A 15,682-nucleotide genomic window follows, 5' to 3' on the forward strand; every position below is an offset into this window, starting at 1 on the left:
TGTTCCAAGGGGTGGTTACGAGATGTCTGTTGTCGTGCGACGCACGGTCGGCGCCGTCGCCGGGACCGCACTGCTGTGCGCGGGAGCCGTGGCGTGCGGCGGCGGCTCCGGCGCGAGCGGCACGAAGGCCGCGTCCGGCGATGCCCGGGCCGCGCGGGCGGTCACGGCCGCGTACCAGAAGACCGCGAAGGCCGGGTCGGCCAAGGTCGCGATGACGATGAGGACGCCGTCGGCGCTCGGCGGCGGCAGCGTGAGGCTCTCCGGCACCATGGGCTGGAACCCCACCGTCATGGATATGACCATGAAGGGCTCCGGCATCGACACCCGCGGCGCGGACCTCCCCGGCACCATGCGCATGATCATGCGGGACGGCGCGATGTACGTGGACGGGGGCGCGGCCGCCGCCGAGAAGACGGACGGCAAGCGCTGGATGAAGCTGGACCTCGCCGGACTCGGCGCGCAGGCCGGCGGGCTCGGCAGCATGGACCAGGACCCGGCGCGGCAGATCGCCGTCCTCCTCGACTCGCCCAACCTGAAGCACCTGGGCTCCGCCACCGTCGACGGCGAGCGGACCGAGCACTACAAGGGGACGCTGACGGTCGAGGAGATGATGAAGTCGAACGACGCGCCGAAGGTCCTCGGCGCGGACGAGCGCGCCCGCCTCCTGAAGAACGTCGAGAAGGCCGGCATCAAGGACTACGACACCGAGCTGTGGGTGAACAAGGACGACCTGCCGGTCCGGATGGACGTCACGATGGACAGCCCCCAGGGGCGCGTCCAGGTGTCGGAGACGTTCTCGGACTACGGGGCCCCGGTGCGGGTCGACGTCCCGCCCGCCGGACAGACCTACGACCTCATGGACTCGTTCGCGAAGCTCGGCAAGGGCACGCTCCAGGGCTGATTTGCCTGACTCCGTGCCGGTCCCGTACTCTTCACCAGAAGCCAAAGACCGCTGGTCGTCGCTGTGTTCTCGCAAGAGGGTGCGGTGGCCGAAGGATCCGCTGAAACTGCGGACGACCCGCGCAGGTGACTGAGGAAGTGCTCCCGTACGGATCCGTCCGTACAGGTCGAGCTCACGCCCCAAGCGCCTGCGCTGGGGCGTTTTGTTTTGCCGGCCCCTTCTGAGCGGTCCTCATCACCCGGAAGGAGGCCGACGCTCTATGCCGACGCCCGACAAGGCTGCCGCGGTAGCCGAGCTCACGGACAAGTTCCGCAGCTCGAACGCCGCCGTGCTGACCGAGTACCGGGGTCTCACCGTGGCCCAGCTCAAGCAGCTGCGCCGTTCGCTCGGTGAGAACTCCGAGTACGCCGTGGTGAAGAACACGCTGACCAAGATCGCGGCCAACGCGGCCGGGATCGACACGCTCGACGACCTGTTCAACGGTCCGACGGCGGTTGCCTTCGTCACCGGTGACCCGGTGGAGTCGGCGAAGGGTCTTCGTGACTTCGCCAAGGACAACCCGAACCTCGTCATCAAGGGCGGTGTCCTTGACGGCAAGGCGCTGTCCGCCGACGAGATCAAGAAGCTCGCGGACCTCGAGTCCCGCGAGGTTCTGCTCAGCAAGCTGGCCGGTGCGTTCAAGGGCAAGCAGTCCCAGGCTGCTCAGCTCTTCCAGGCGCTCCCGTCGAAGTTCGTCCGCACCGCGGAGGCGCTTCGGGTCAAGCAGGCCGAGCAGGGCGGTGCCGAGTAATTCGGCTCGCACCTTGACCGCCGCCTGAGGCGACGGTCGAAGCGGGCCGACAGTACGCCCGCCTACATGGACAACCGGCACCAGCCGATTTAGTGGAAGGATCGCCCATCATGGCGAAGCTCAGCCAGGAAGACCTGCTCGCCCAGTTCGAGGAGATGACCCTCATCGAGCTCTCCGAGTTCGTGAAGGCCTTCGAGGAGAAGTTCGACGTCACCGCCGCCGCGGCCGTCGCCGTCGCCGGCCCCGCCGGCCCGGGCGCCCCGGTCGAGGCCGAGGCCGAGCAGGACGAGTTCGACGTCATCCTCACGGGTGCCGGCGAGAAGAAGATCCAGGTCATCAAGGTCGTGCGTGAGCTGACCTCCCTGGGTCTGAAGGAGGCCAAGGACCTCGTCGACGGCACCCCGAAGCCGGTCCTCGAGAAGGTCGCCAAGGACGCCGCGGAGAAGGCCGCCGAGGCCCTCAAGGGCGCCGGCGCCTCCGTCGAGGTCAAGTAACACCTCTTCGAGTCTGCAGACTCTTCTGCGGTGAAAACTGCTCCCCCGGGAGCTGTAACACCGACGTACCGAAGGGCGATCACCCAGTTGGGTGGTCGCCTTTCGGCGTTGTCTGGCACGCAGGCCGAGGGTGCCTTGCACTGTCGGTCGCGCGGAGTATGGTGATCTTCGTTGTGCCTGGCGCCACCCCTGTTCGGCCAAGAGGGGGCCTTGACGAACAGCACGCAGCGCGCAATTCTCAGGACGCGTCGTCACAACAGGATCCGGTTCCGAGGCATGGATCGACGGCGAAGAGGGCAGTAAGGATGTGCGCTCCGCGTACAGGGCATGCCGCACACAGTGAACGGTTGAGAACAACGAGGGTGTCAAAAAACCCGCACTGGACATCAGTGGGCCTTCTGGCTACACTGTCCCTTTGCGCTGCCTGTTAGCTGCTCCCTGCCCGTCACCAGGGGCATGCCCTCGCTTGAGCACAGTGGACTGATCCGGCCCTGACCAGGGCTTTTCTTTCCCTCTGCATGGCTTGGGACCGGTACGCGCGTAGTGAGTCCGAGCCCTCGGAAGGACCCCCTCTTGGCCGCCTCGCGCAACGCCTCGACCGCGAATACGAACAACGGCGCAAGCACCGCCCCGCTGCGCATCTCCTTTGCAAAGATCAAGGAGCCCCTCGAGGTTCCGAACCTGCTCGCGCTGCAGACCGAGAGCTTTGACTGGCTGCTCGGCAACACCGCCTGGCAGAGTCGGGTCGAGGCGGCTCTGGAGTCGGGTCAGGACGTCCCCACGAAGTCCGGTCTGGAGGAGATCTTCGAGGAGATCTCCCCGATCGAGGACTTCTCCGGGTCGATGTCGCTGACCTTCCGCGACCACCGTTTCGAGCCGCCGAAGAACAGCATCGACGAGTGCAAGGAGCGCGACTTCACGTTCGCCGCCCCGCTCTTCGTGACGGCCGAGTTCACCAACAACGAGACCGGCGAGATCAAGTCCCAGACGGTCTTCATGGGCGACTTCCCGCTCATGACCAACAAGGGCACCTTCGTCATCAACGGCACCGAGCGTGTCGTGGTGTCGCAGCTGGTCCGCTCGCCGGGTGTCTACTTCGACTCCTCCATCGACAAGACGTCCGACAAGGACATCTTCTCCGCCAAGATCATCCCGTCCCGGGGTGCCTGGCTGGAGATGGAGATCGACAAGCGCGACATGGTCGGTGTCCGCATCGACCGCAAGCGCAAGCAGTCCGTCACCGTCCTGCTCAAGGCTCTCGGTTGGACGACCGAGCAGATCCTCGAGGAGTTCGGCGAGTACGAGTCCATGCGCGCCACCCTGGAGAAGGACCACACCCAGGGCCAGGACGACGCGCTGCTCGACATCTACCGCAAGCTGCGCCCGGGCGAGCCGCCCACGCGTGAGGCTGCTCAGACGCTGCTCGAGAACCTCTACTTCAACCCCAAGCGCTACGACCTCGCGAAGGTCGGCCGCTACAAGGTGAACAAGAAGCTCGGCGCGGACGAGCCGCTGGACGCCGGCGTGCTCACCACCGACGACGTCATCGCCACCATCAAGTACCTGGTGAAGCTGCACGCCGGTGAGACCGAGACGGTCGCCGAGTCGGGCCGTTCGATCATCGTCGAGACCGACGACATCGACCACTTCGGCAACCGCCGTATCCGTAACGTCGGTGAGCTCATCCAGAACCAGGTCCGTACGGGTCTCGCCCGTATGGAGCGCGTCGTGCGCGAGCGCATGACGACCCAGGACGTCGAGGCGATCACCCCGCAGACCCTGATCAACATCCGCCCCGTGGTGGCGTCGATCAAGGAGTTCTTCGGTACGTCGCAGCTGTCCCAGTTCATGGACCAGAACAACCCGCTGTCGGGGCTGACGCACAAGCGTCGTCTGAACGCCCTCGGCCCGGGTGGTCTCTCCCGTGAGCGGGCCGGCTTCGAGGTCCGAGACGTGCACCCGTCGCACTACGGCCGCATGTGCCCGATCGAGACCCCCGAAGGCCCGAACATCGGTCTGATCGGCTCGCTCGCCTCGTACGGCCGGATCAACCCGTTCGGCTTCATCGAGACGCCGTACCGCAAGGTCGTCGAGGGCGTCGTCGGTGACGACGTCGACTACCTGACCGCCGATGAAGAGGACCGCTTCGTCATCGCGCAGGCCAACGCGCCGCTGAACGACGACTTCCAGTTCGTCGAGAACCGCGTGCTGGTCCGCCGCCGTGGCGGAGAGGTCGACTACGTGCCCGGCACGGACGTCGACTACATGGACGTCTCGCCGCGCCAGATGGTGTCGGTCGCGACCGCCATGATCCCGTTCCTCGAGCACGACGACGCCAACCGTGCCCTCATGGGCGCGAACATGATGCGTCAGGCCGTGCCGCTGATTAAGTCCGAGGCGCCGCTCGTCGGCACCGGCATGGAGTACCGCTGCGCCACCGACGCCGGCGACGTGCTCAAGGCCGAGAAGGACGGTGTGGTCCAGGAGGTCTCCGCGGACTACATCACCATCACCAACGACGACGGCACGTACACCACGTACCGCCTGTCGAAGTTCTCCCGCTCCAACCAGGGCACTTCTGTCAACCAGAAGGTCGTCGTGGACGAGGGCGCGCGGATCATCGCCGGTCAGGTCCTGGCCGACGGTCCCGCGACCGAAGAGGGCGAGATGGCCCTCGGCAAGAACCTGCTCGTGGCGTTCATGCCCTGGGAGGGTCACAACTACGAGGACGCGATCATCCTGTCGCAGCGCCTCGTGCAGGACGACGTCCTCTCCTCGATCCACATCGAGGAGCACGAGGTCGACGCCCGTGACACCAAGCTGGGCCCGGAGGAGATCACCCGGGACATCCCGAACGTCTCCGAGGAGGTCCTCGCCGACCTCGACGAGCGCGGCATCATCCGCATCGGTGCGGACGTCGTCGCCGGCGACATCCTCGTCGGCAAGGTCACGCCCAAGGGCGAGACCGAGCTGACGCCGGAGGAGCGCCTGCTGCGCGCCATCTTCGGTGAGAAGGCCCGTGAGGTCCGTGACACCTCGCTGAAGGTGCCGCACGGCGAGATCGGCAAGGTCATCGGCGTCCGCGTCTTCGACCGTGAAGAGGGCGACGAGCTGCCGCCGGGCGTGAACCAGCTGGTTCGTGTCTACGTGGCGCAGAAGCGCAAGATCACGGACGGTGACAAGCTCGCCGGCCGCCACGGCAACAAGGGCGTCATCTCGAAGATCCTTCCGATCGAGGACATGCCGTTCCTCGAGGACGGAACTCCGGTCGACATCATCCTGAACCCGCTGGGTGTGCCGTCCCGAATGAACCCGGGACAGGTCCTGGAGATCCACCTCGGCTGGCTCGCCAGCCAGGGCTGGGACGTCTCCGGCCTCGGCGACGAGTGGGCCCAGCGCCTCCAGGCGATCGGCGCCGACCAGGTCCAGCCGCGTACGAACGTCGCGACCCCGGTCTTCGACGGTGCGCGTGAGGACGAGCTCGCGGGTCTGCTGGAGCACACCATCCCGAACCGCGACGGCGACCGCATGGTCCTCCCGTCCGGCAAGGCGCGGCTGTTCGACGGCCGCTCCGGTGAGCCGTTCCCGGACCCGATCTCCATCGGGTACATGTACATCCTCAAGCTGCACCACCTGGTCGACGACAAGCTCCACGCCCGTTCGACCGGTCCGTACTCGATGATCACCCAGCAGCCGCTGGGTGGTAAGGCTCAGTTCGGTGGCCAGCGCTTCGGTGAGATGGAGGTGTGGGCGCTGGAGGCGTACGGCGCCGCTTACGCCCTCCAGGAGCTGCTGACGATCAAGTCCGACGACGTCACCGGCCGCGTGAAGGTCTACGAGGCCATCGTCAAGGGCGAGAACATCCCCGAGCCCGGCATTCCCGAGTCCTTCAAGGTGCTCATCAAGGAAATGCAGTCCCTGTGCCTCAACGTGGAGGTGCTGTCCTCGGACGGCATGTCCATCGAGATGCGCGACACCGACGAGGACGTCTTCCGCGCGGCGGAGGAGCTCGGCATCGACCTGTCCCGGCGCGAGCCGAGCAGCGTCGAAGAGGTCTGACGGGAGTCCGGTGCGGGGGCTCAGGGATGAGCCCCCGCACCGACCCCGCGACCCCCGTTTCAGACCACAGACTTACAACCCTGAGAGGGATTGACGCATAGTGCTCGACGTCAACTTCTTCGATGAGCTCCGGATCGGTCTGGCCACCGCTGACGACATCCGTCAGTGGAGCCACGGCGAGGTCAAGAAGCCCGAGACCATCAACTACCGCACCCTCAAGCCCGAGAAGGACGGACTCTTCTGCGAGAAGATCTTCGGTCCGACCCGGGACTGGGAGTGCTACTGCGGCAAGTACAAGCGCGTTCGCTTCAAGGGCATCATCTGCGAGCGCTGTGGCGTCGAGGTCACGCGCGCCAAGGTGCGTCGTGAGCGGATGGGCCACATCGAGCTGGCCGCTCCCGTCACCCACATCTGGTACTTCAAGGGCGTTCCGTCGCGCCTTGGCTACCTGCTCGACCTCGCCCCGAAGGACCTCGAGAAGGTCATCTACTTCGCCGCGTACATGATCACGTACGTGGACGAGGAGCGCCGTACCCGCGACCTGCCCTCCCTCGAGGCGCACGTCCAGGTCGAGCGTCAGCAGGTCGAGAACCGCCGCGACTCCGACCTGGAGGCCCGCGCCAAGAAGCTCGAGACCGACCTGGCCGAGCTCGAGGCCGAGGGTGCCAAGGCCGACGTGCGCCGCAAGGTGCGCGAGGGTGCCGAGCGCGAGATGAAGCAGCTGCGCGACCGCGCCCAGCGCGAGATCGACCGTCTCGACGAGGTGTGGAACCGCTTCAAGAACCTCAAGGTCCAGGACCTCGAGGGCGACGAGCTGCTCTATCGCGAGCTGCGCGACCGCTTCGGCACGTACTTCGACGGTTCGATGGGTGCCGCGGCGCTGCAGAAGCGCCTGGAGACCTTCGACCTCGAGGAGGAGGCCGAGCGCCTCCGCGAGATCATCCGTACCGGCAAGGGCCAGAAGAAGACCCGTGCGCTCAAGCGCCTCAAGGTCGTCTCCGCGTTCCTGCAGACCAGCAACAGCCCCAAGGGCATGGTGCTCGACTGCGTGCCGGTCATCCCGCCGGACCTGCGTCCGATGGTGCAGCTGGACGGTGGCCGCTTCGCGACCTCCGACCTGAACGACCTGTACCGCCGCGTGATCAACCGCAACAACCGCCTGAAGCGCCTTCTCGACCTCGGTGCGCCCGAGATCATCGTGAACAACGAGAAGCGCATGCTCCAGGAGGCCGTGGACGCCCTCTTCGACAACGGTCGTCGTGGTCGCCCGGTCACCGGTCCCGGCAACCGCCCGCTGAAGTCCCTGAGCGACATGCTCAAGGGCAAGCAGGGTCGTTTCCGTCAGAACCTGCTCGGTAAGCGAGTCGACTACTCGGCGCGTTCCGTCATCGTCGTCGGCCCGCAGCTGAAGCTGCACCAGTGCGGTCTGCCCAAGGCCATGGCGCTGGAGCTCTTCAAGCCGTTCGTGATGAAGCGCCTGGTCGACCTGAACCACGCGCAGAACATCAAGAGCGCCAAGCGCATGGTGGAGCGCGGCCGCACGGTCGTGTACGACGTCCTCGAAGAGGTCATCGCCGAGCACCCGGTTCTGCTGAACCGTGCTCCCACCCTGCACCGCCTCGGCATCCAGGCCTTCGAGCCGCAGCTGGTCGAGGGCAAGGCCATCCAGATCCACCCGCTCGTCTGCACCGCGTTCAACGCGGACTTCGACGGTGACCAGATGGCCGTCCACCTGCCGCTCTCCGCGGAGGCGCAGGCCGAGGCCCGCATCCTGATGCTGTCCTCGAACAACATCCTCAAGCCCGCCGACGGCCGTCCGGTGACGATGCCGACCCAGGACATGGTCCTCGGTCTGTTCTTCCTCACCACCGACGGTGAGCTCCGTGACACCAAGGGCGAGGGCCGCGCGTTCGGCTCCGTCGCCGAGGCGATCATGGCGTTCGACGCCGGCGAGCTGGCGCTGCAGTCGCCGGTCGACATCCGCTTCCCGGTGGGCACCATCCCGCCGCGCGGCTGGACCCCGCCGGTGGCCGAGGAGGGCGAGCCCGAGTACCAGGCGGGCGACAGCTTCCGGCTGCGCACGACCCTGGGCCGCGCGCTCTTCAACGAGCTGCTGCCCGAGGACTACCCGTTCGTCGACTACTCGGTGGGCAAGAAGCAGCTCTCCGAGATCGTCAACGACCTGGCCGAGCGCTACCCCAAGGTCATCGTGGCGGCGACGCTCGACAACCTGAAGGCGGCCGGCTTCTTCTGGGCGACCCGCTCCGGTGTCACCGTGGCCATCTCCGACGTCGTCGTTCCCGAGGCGAAGAAGGAGATCGTCGCGGGCTACGAGGCGCAGGACGAGAAGGTCCAGAAGCAGTACGAGCGCGGTCTCATCACGAAGGAAGAGCGCACTCAGGAGCTCATCGCGATCTGGACCAAGGCGACCAACGAGGTCGCCGAGGCGATGAACGCGAACTTCCCGAAGACCAACCCCATCTTCATGATGGTTGACTCGGGTGCCCGAGGAAACATGATGCAGATGCGTCAGATCGCCGGTATGCGTGGTCTGGTGTCGAACGCCAAGAACGAGACGATCCCGCGTCCGATCAAGGCCTCCTTCCGTGAGGGCCTGTCGGTGCTGGAGTACTTCATCTCGACTCACGGTGCTCGTAAGGGTCTGGCGGACACCGCTCTGCGTACCGCCGACTCCGGTTACCTCACCCGTCGTCTGGTCGACGTCTCCCAGGACGTCATCATTCGCGAGGAGGACTGCGGCACCGACCGCGGTCTGAAGCTGACCATCGCCACCCGTGGCGAGGACGGCGTCCTGCGCAAGGCCGACGACGTCGAGACCAGCGTGTACGCCCGCATGCTCGCCGAGGACATCGTCGTCGACGGCAAGGTCATCGCGCCGGCCAACGTCGACCTGGGTGACGTCCTCATCGACGCCCTGGTCGCCCACGGTGTCGAGGTCGTCAAGACCCGCTCGGTCCTCACCTGCGAGTCCGCGGTCGGCACCTGTGCCTTCTGCTACGGCCGCTCGCTGGCGACCGGCAAGCTGGTGGACATCGGTGAGGCGGTCGGCATCATCGCCGCCCAGTCCATCGGTGAGCCCGGTACCCAGCTGACGATGCGTACCTTCCACACCGGTGGTGTGGCCGGTGACGACATCACCCAGGGTCTGCCCCGTGTCGTCGAGCTCTTCGAGGCTCGTACGCCGAAGGGTGTCGCCCCGATCTCCGAGGCCGCGGGCCGCGTCCGCATCGAGGAGACCGAGAAGACCAAGAAGCTCGTCGTCACCCCGGACGACGGCAGCGACGAGACGGCGTTCCCGATCTCGAAGCGTGCCCGTCTGCTCGTGGGCGAGGGCGACCACGTCGAGGTCGGCCAGAAGCTGACCGTGGGTGCCACCAACCCGCACGACGTGCTGCGCATCCTGGGTCAGCGTGCCGTCCAGGTCCACCTGGTCGGCGAGGTCCAGAAGGTCTACAACTCGCAGGGCGTGTCGATCCACGACAAGCACATCGAGATCATCATCCGGCAGATGCTGCGCCGCGTGACGATCATCGAGTCCGGCGACGCGGAGCTGCTGCCGGGCGAGCTCGTCGAGCGCTCGAAGTTCGAGACCGAGAACCGTCGTGTGGTCACCGAGGGCGGTCACCCCGCCTCCGGCCGTCCGCAGCTGATGGGTATCACCAAGGCCTCGCTGGCGACGGAGTCCTGGCTGTCGGCCGCCTCCTTCCAGGAGACGACCCGAGTCCTGACGGATGCGGCGATCAACGCCAAGTCCGACAGCCTCATCGGCCTCAAGGAGAACGTCATCATCGGTAAGCTCATCCCGGCCGGTACGGGTCTGTCCCGCTACCGCAACATCCGGGTGGAGCCCACCGAGGAGGCCAAGGCCGCGATGTACTCGGCCGTCGGCTACGACGACATCGACTACTCGCCGTTCGGCACCGGCTCCGGCCAGGCCGTTCCGCTGGAGGACTACGACTACGGTCCGTACAACCAGTAGGCGAGCAGCTGCTTGATCCGCAGGGCGGTCACCCCGAGAGAGTTCGGGGTGGCCGCCCTGCGGCGTGTTGCCGCATGATGGAGTGCACAACAGGTCAGCCCCGGGGGAGTGGTCTCGTGTCGAATCCGCAATGGCAGCCGGCTCCCTGGCCGCCGCAGCAGAACCAGCAGGCTTCGATGCTGGCCGCGCACTCCGACCGGGAGCGGGCGGTCGATGTGCTGCGGGCCGGGTTCGCCGAGGGGCGGCTGCCGCAGCCGGAGTACGAGAAGCGGATCGAGCGGGCCTATCAGGCGCGCACCCTGGGCGAGCTGAGTACCCTCGTCGCGGATCTGCCGCAGGGGCCCGTGGGGCCGCAGCAGGCGCCCATGACGGGGTCCATGGCACCGGTTCCGCGGACCTTCCTGCCGGCCCCGCCGCCGCCCACCAACGGCAAGGCGATCGGCGCGCTGGCCTGTGGCGTGGGGACGTTCTTCTGCGGAGGCCTCACCGCGATCCCGGCGGTCGTCCTCGGACACATGGCGCGGGGTGAGATCCGTCGCACTCAGGAGCAGGGCGACGGGATGGCCGTCGGCGGCATCGTGCTGGGCTGGCTGTGGATCGCCCTGTGGGCGTTCATCCTGGTCATCATCATGATCGCGGCCGCGAGCTCGGGTTCCGGCTGAGGCGGGTCGGGGGCGCGATCCGGCCACGCTCCGGAAACCCCCGACTACCGGGACGAATACCGCACGCGGAGACGAGAAGTCCGGCGTGTCGGAGTGGACTGCATTTGTTTTGACCGAAGTCCGTGAGGTAGGTACGCTCAGACCTTGTGCCTGGGGTGTGCCTGGGCTCCTGTGCGTGTCATCTGCCGCACGGCGAGTCCGGATCAGGTCGCTCAATCTGATCACGGCCACCGCAATCTGCCGCTCCCCGCTCTTGAGCGGGGGTCTGCAGTATTCGACACACCCGACCGCGTGGGTCGGCAAAGTTCCAGGTTAGCTTTACTACTCGGCACACAGAAACCGGAGAAGTAGTGCCTACGATCCAGCAGCTGGTCCGGAAGGGCCGGCAGGACAAGGTCGAGAAGAACAAGACGCCCGCACTCGAGGGTTCGCCCCAGCGTCGTGGCGTCTGCACGCGTGTGTTCACGACCACCCCGAAGAAGCCGAACTCGGCCCTCCGTAAGGTCGCGCGTGTGCGTCTGACCAGCGGCATCGAGGTCACGGCCTACATCCCGGGTGAGGGACACAACCTGCAGGAGCACTCCATCGTGCTCGTGCGCGGTGGCCGTGTGAAGGACCTGCCCGGTGTTCGTTACAAGATCATCCGCGGTTCGCTCGACACCCAGGGTGTCAAGAACCGCAAGCAGGCCCGCAGCCGCTACGGCGCCAAGAAGGAGAAGTAAGAATGCCTCGTAAGGGCCCCGCCCCGAAGCGCCCGGTCATCATCGACCCGGTCTACGGTTCTCCTCTGGTGACCTCCCTCATCAACAAGGTGCTGCTGAACGGCAAGCGCTCCACCGCCGAGCGCATCGTGTACGGCGCCATGGAGGGCCTGCGTGAGAAGTCGGGCAACGACCCGGTCATCACGCTGAAGCGCGCGCTCGAGAACATCAAGCCGACCCTCGAGGTCAAGTCCCGCCGTGTCGGTGGCGCGACCTACCAGGTTCCGGTCGAGGTCAAGCCCGGCCGCGCCAACACCCTCGCGCTCCGCTGGCTCGTCGGTTACTCCCGCGCCCGTCGCGAGAAGACGATGACCGAGCGTCTGATGAACGAGCTGCTCGACGCCTCCAACGGCCTCGGCGCTGCCGTCAAGAAGCGCGAGGACACGCACAAGATGGCCGAGTCCAACAAGGCCTTCGCGCACTACCGCTGGTAGTCGCTACCCACATCGAGACCGAGAGAAGACTGAAGCCTTATGGCTACCACTTCACTTGACCTGGCCAAGGTGCGCAACATCGGCATCATGGCTCACATCGACGCGGGCAAGACGACGACGACCGAGCGGATCCTGTTCTACACCGGCGTCTCGTACAAGATCGGTGAGGTCCACGACGGCGCTGCCACGATGGACTGGATGGAGCAGGAGCAGGAGCGTGGCATCACGATCACCTCTGCTGCCACCACCTGTCACTGGCCGCTCGAGAACGACGACTACACGATCAACATCATCGACACCCCCGGGCACGTCGACTTCACCGTTGAGGTGGAGCGCTCCCTGCGTGTGCTCGATGGTGCTGTGACGGTGTTCGACGGTGTCGCCGGCGTTGAGCCGCAGTCCGAGACGGTGTGGCGTCAGGCCGACCGTTACGGCGTGCCGCGCATCTGCTTCGTGAACAAGCTGGACCGTACCGGTGCCGAGTTCCACCGCTGCGTCGACATGATCGTCGACCGCCTCGGTGCGACCCCGCTGGTCATGCAGCTCCCGATCGGTGCCGAGGCCGACTTCCAGGGTGTCGTCGACCTCGTCACGATGAAGGCGTTCGTCTGGTCGGCCGAGGCCGCCAAGGGCGAGGCGTACGACATCGTCGACATCCCGGCCACGCACACCGAGGCTGCCGAGGAGTACCGCGGCAAGCTGCTCGAGGCCGTCGCCGAGAACGACGAAGAGATGATGGAGCTGTACCTGGAGGGCAACGAGCCCACCGTGGAGCAGCTGTACGCGGCGATCCGTCGCATCACCATCGCCTCCGGCAAGGGCGGCGACACCACCGTCACCCCCGTGTTCTGTGGCACCGCGTTCAAGAACAAGGGCGTTCAGCCCCTGCTCGACGCCGTCGTGCGCTACCTGCCGACCCCGCTCGACGTCGAGGCCATCGAGGGCCACGACGTCAAGGACCCCGAGGTCGTCGTCAAGCGCAAGCCGTCGGACGACGAGCCGCTGGCTGCCCTCGCGTTCAAGATCATGAGCGACCCGCACCTGGGCAAGCTCACCTTCGTCCGGGTTTACTCGGGCCGCCTGGAGTCCGGCACCGCGGTGCTGAACCCCGTCAAGGGCAAGAAGGAGCGCATCGGCAAGATCTACCGCATGCACGCGAACAAGCGTGAGGAGATCGAGTCGGTGGGCGCCGGCGACATCGTCGCCGTCATGGGTCTGAAGCAGACCACCACGGGCGAGACGCTCTGTGACGACAAGCAGCAGGTGATCCTGGAGTCCATGGACTTCCCGGCGCCTGTCATCCAGGTCGCCATCGAGCCGAAGTCCAAGGGTGACCAGGAGAAGCTGGGTGTCGCCATCCAGCGCCTCTCGGAGGAGGACCCCTCCTTCCAGGTGCACTCGGACGAGGAGACCGGCCAGACCATCATCGGTGGTATGGGCGAGCTTCACCTCGAGGTGCTCGTCGACCGCATGAAGCGCGAGTTCCGCGTCGAGGCGAACGTCGGCAAGCCCCAGGTCGCGTACCGCGAGACGATCCGCAAGGCCGTCGAGCGCGTGGACTTCACCCACAAGAAGCAGACCGGTGGTACCGGTCAGTTCGCCAAGGTGCAGATCGCGATCGAGCCGATCGAGGGCGGCGACGCCTCGTACGAGTTCGTGAACAAGGTCACCGGTGGCCGCATCCCGAAGGAGTACATCCCTTCGGTCGACGCCGGTGCGCAGGAGGCCATGCAGTTCGGCATCCTCGCCGGTTACGAGATGACCGGTGTGCGTGTCACGCTGCTCGACGGTGCGTACCACGAGGTCGACTCCTCCGAGCTGGCCTTCAAGATCGCCGGTTCGCAGGCCTTCAAGGAGGCCGCGCGCAAGGCGTCCCCCGTGCTCCTCGAGCCGATGATGGCCGTCGAGGTCACCACGCCCGAGGACTACATGGGCGATGTCATCGGTGACATCAACTCCCGCCGTGGCCAGATCCAGGCCATGGAGGAGCGCAGCGGCGCTCGCGTCGTGAAGGGCCTCGTGCCCCTCTCGGAGATGTTCGGCTACGTCGGAGACCTCCGCAGCAAGACGTCGGGTCGCGCGAGCTACTCGATGCAGTTCGACTCCTACGCCGAGGTTCCGCGGAACGTCGCCGAGGAGATCATCGCGAAGGCCAAGGGCGAGTAACTCACTCGAGTTCACGCTTTAGGCTTGACTCCGGAGCCCGACCGGGCATTCAGGGGCTCACGTCCCTGAATGCCCTCGGGCCCGGGCTTTCCAGCAAAGATCACCTGGCGCCGATGAAGCAAGGCGTACAGAACCACTCCACAGGAGGACCCAGTGGCGAAGGCGAAGTTCGAGCGGACTAAGCCGCACGTCAACATCGGCACCATCGGTCACATTGACCACGGTAAGACGACCCTCACGGCCGCCATTACCAAGGTGCTGCACGACGCGTACCCCGACCTGAACGAGGCCTCGGCCTTCGACCAGATCGACAAGGCTCCTGAGGAGCGCCAGCGCGGTATCACGATCTCCATCGCGCACGTCGAGTACCAGACCGAGGCGCGTCACTACGCCCACGTCGACTGCCCCGGTCACGCGGACTACATCAAGAACATGATCACGGGTGCCGCGCAGATGGACGGCGCCATCCTCGTGGTCGCCGCCACCGACGGCCCGATGCCGCAGACCAAGGAGCACGTGCTCCTGGCCCGCCAGGTCGGCGTTCCCTACATCGTTGTCGCCCTGAACAAGGCCGACATGGTGGACGACGAGGAGATCCTGGAGCTCGTCGAGCTCGAGGTCCGTGAGCTCCTCTCCGAGTACGAGTTCCCGGGCGACGACGTTCCGGTCGTCAAGGTCTCGGCTCTCAAGGCGCTCGAGGGCGACAAGGAGTGGGGCAACTCGGTCCTGGAGCTCATGAAGGCCGTCGACGAGTCGATCCCGGAGCCGGAGCGCGACGTCGACAAGCCGTTCCTCATGCCGATCGAGGACGTCTTCACGATCACCGGTCGCGGTACGGTCGTCACCGGCCGTATCGAGCGTGGTGTCCTGAAGGTCAACGAGACCGTCGACATCATCGGCATCAAGACCGAGAAGACCACCACCACGGTCACCGGCATCGAGATGTTCCGCAAGCTGCTCGACGAGGGCCAGGCCGGTGAGAACGTCGGTCTGCTCCTCCGTGGCATCAAGCGCGAGGACGTCGAGCGCGGCCAGGTCATCATCAAGCCGGGCTCGGTCACCCCGCACACCGAGTTCGAGGCGCAGGCGTACATCCTGTCGAAGGACGAGGGTGGCCGTCACACCCCGTTCTTCAACAACTACCGCCCGCAGTTCTACTTCCGTACGACGGACGTGACCGGCGTCGTGACCCTCCCCGAGGGCACCGAGATGGTCATGCCGGGTGACAACACCGAGATGAAGGTGGAGCTCATCCAGCCCGTCGCCATGGAGGAGGGCCTCAAGTTCGCCATCCGTGAGGGCGGCCGGACCGTCGGCGCCGGCCAGGTCACCAAGATCAACAAGTAAGCACCGCTTACCTGTTGGGCTTGACGCCTGGTAGCTCCAGCGAGCTCTGAAAGGGCCCGTACGACTTC

10 protein-coding genes are annotated in these 15,682 nt (G+C 66.1%); all 10 read left to right on the plus strand.

What is annotated here, in order from left to right; translation table 11 throughout:
• The first annotated feature begins 22 nt into the window (after window positions 1-22).
• Complete coding sequence (locus ABII15_RS22835) at window positions 23-901, plus strand: hypothetical protein (RefSeq protein ID WP_353944174.1); 879 nt, start codon at window positions 23-25, stop codon at window positions 899-901.
• A gap of 259 nt (window positions 902-1,160) precedes the next feature.
• Complete coding sequence (gene rplJ, locus ABII15_RS22840; RefSeq protein ID WP_353944175.1) at window positions 1,161-1,691, plus strand: 50S ribosomal protein L10; 531 nt, start codon at window positions 1,161-1,163, stop codon at window positions 1,689-1,691.
• A gap of 110 nt (window positions 1,692-1,801) precedes the next feature.
• Complete coding sequence (gene rplL, locus ABII15_RS22845) at window positions 1,802-2,185, plus strand: 50S ribosomal protein L7/L12 (protein WP_353944176.1); 384 nt, start codon at window positions 1,802-1,804, stop codon at window positions 2,183-2,185.
• Between the two features lie 573 nt (window positions 2,186-2,758).
• Window positions 2,759-6,244 carry a DNA-directed RNA polymerase subunit beta gene (gene rpoB / locus ABII15_RS22850; protein ID WP_353944177.1) on the plus strand — a complete coding sequence of 1,162 codons (3,486 nt, stop codon included), beginning with the start codon at window positions 2,759-2,761 and terminating at the stop codon, window positions 6,242-6,244.
• Window positions 6,245-6,344: 100 nt separating this feature from the next.
• Entirely contained in the window at window positions 6,345-10,244 is a 3,900-nt protein-coding gene (locus ABII15_RS22855; RefSeq protein WP_353944178.1) for a DNA-directed RNA polymerase subunit beta', read from the plus strand.
• A 176-nt stretch (window positions 10,245-10,420) separates the two neighbouring features.
• Window positions 10,421-10,906, plus strand: coding sequence for a DUF1707 and DUF4190 domain-containing protein (locus ABII15_RS22860; protein WP_353947161.1), 486 nt, complete (start codon window positions 10,421-10,423; stop codon window positions 10,904-10,906).
• A gap of 350 nt (window positions 10,907-11,256) precedes the next feature.
• Window positions 11,257-11,628: a 30S ribosomal protein S12 gene (gene rpsL / locus ABII15_RS22865; protein WP_003948652.1), complete on the plus strand. Its 372-nt coding sequence runs from the start codon at window positions 11,257-11,259 to the stop codon at window positions 11,626-11,628.
• A 2-nt stretch (window positions 11,629-11,630) separates the two neighbouring features.
• Window positions 11,631-12,101: a 30S ribosomal protein S7 gene (rpsG, locus tag ABII15_RS22870; RefSeq protein ID WP_111663838.1), complete on the plus strand. Its 471-nt coding sequence runs from the start codon at window positions 11,631-11,633 to the stop codon at window positions 12,099-12,101.
• A gap of 39 nt (window positions 12,102-12,140) precedes the next feature.
• Entirely contained in the window at window positions 12,141-14,267 is a 2,127-nt protein-coding gene (gene fusA, locus ABII15_RS22875) for an elongation factor G (RefSeq protein WP_353944179.1), read from the plus strand.
• 153 nt (window positions 14,268-14,420) lie between these two features.
• Window positions 14,421-15,614, plus strand: a complete 1,194-nt coding sequence (gene tuf, locus ABII15_RS22880; RefSeq protein ID WP_353944180.1) for an elongation factor Tu — start codon at window positions 14,421-14,423, stop codon at window positions 15,612-15,614.
• Window positions 15,615-15,682 lie beyond the last annotated feature (68 nt).

The sequence above is a fragment of the Streptomyces sp. HUAS MG91 genome, assembly GCF_040529335.1.
In the GTDB taxonomy this organism is placed as follows: domain Bacteria; phylum Actinomycetota; class Actinomycetes; order Streptomycetales; family Streptomycetaceae; genus Streptomyces; species Streptomyces tabacisoli.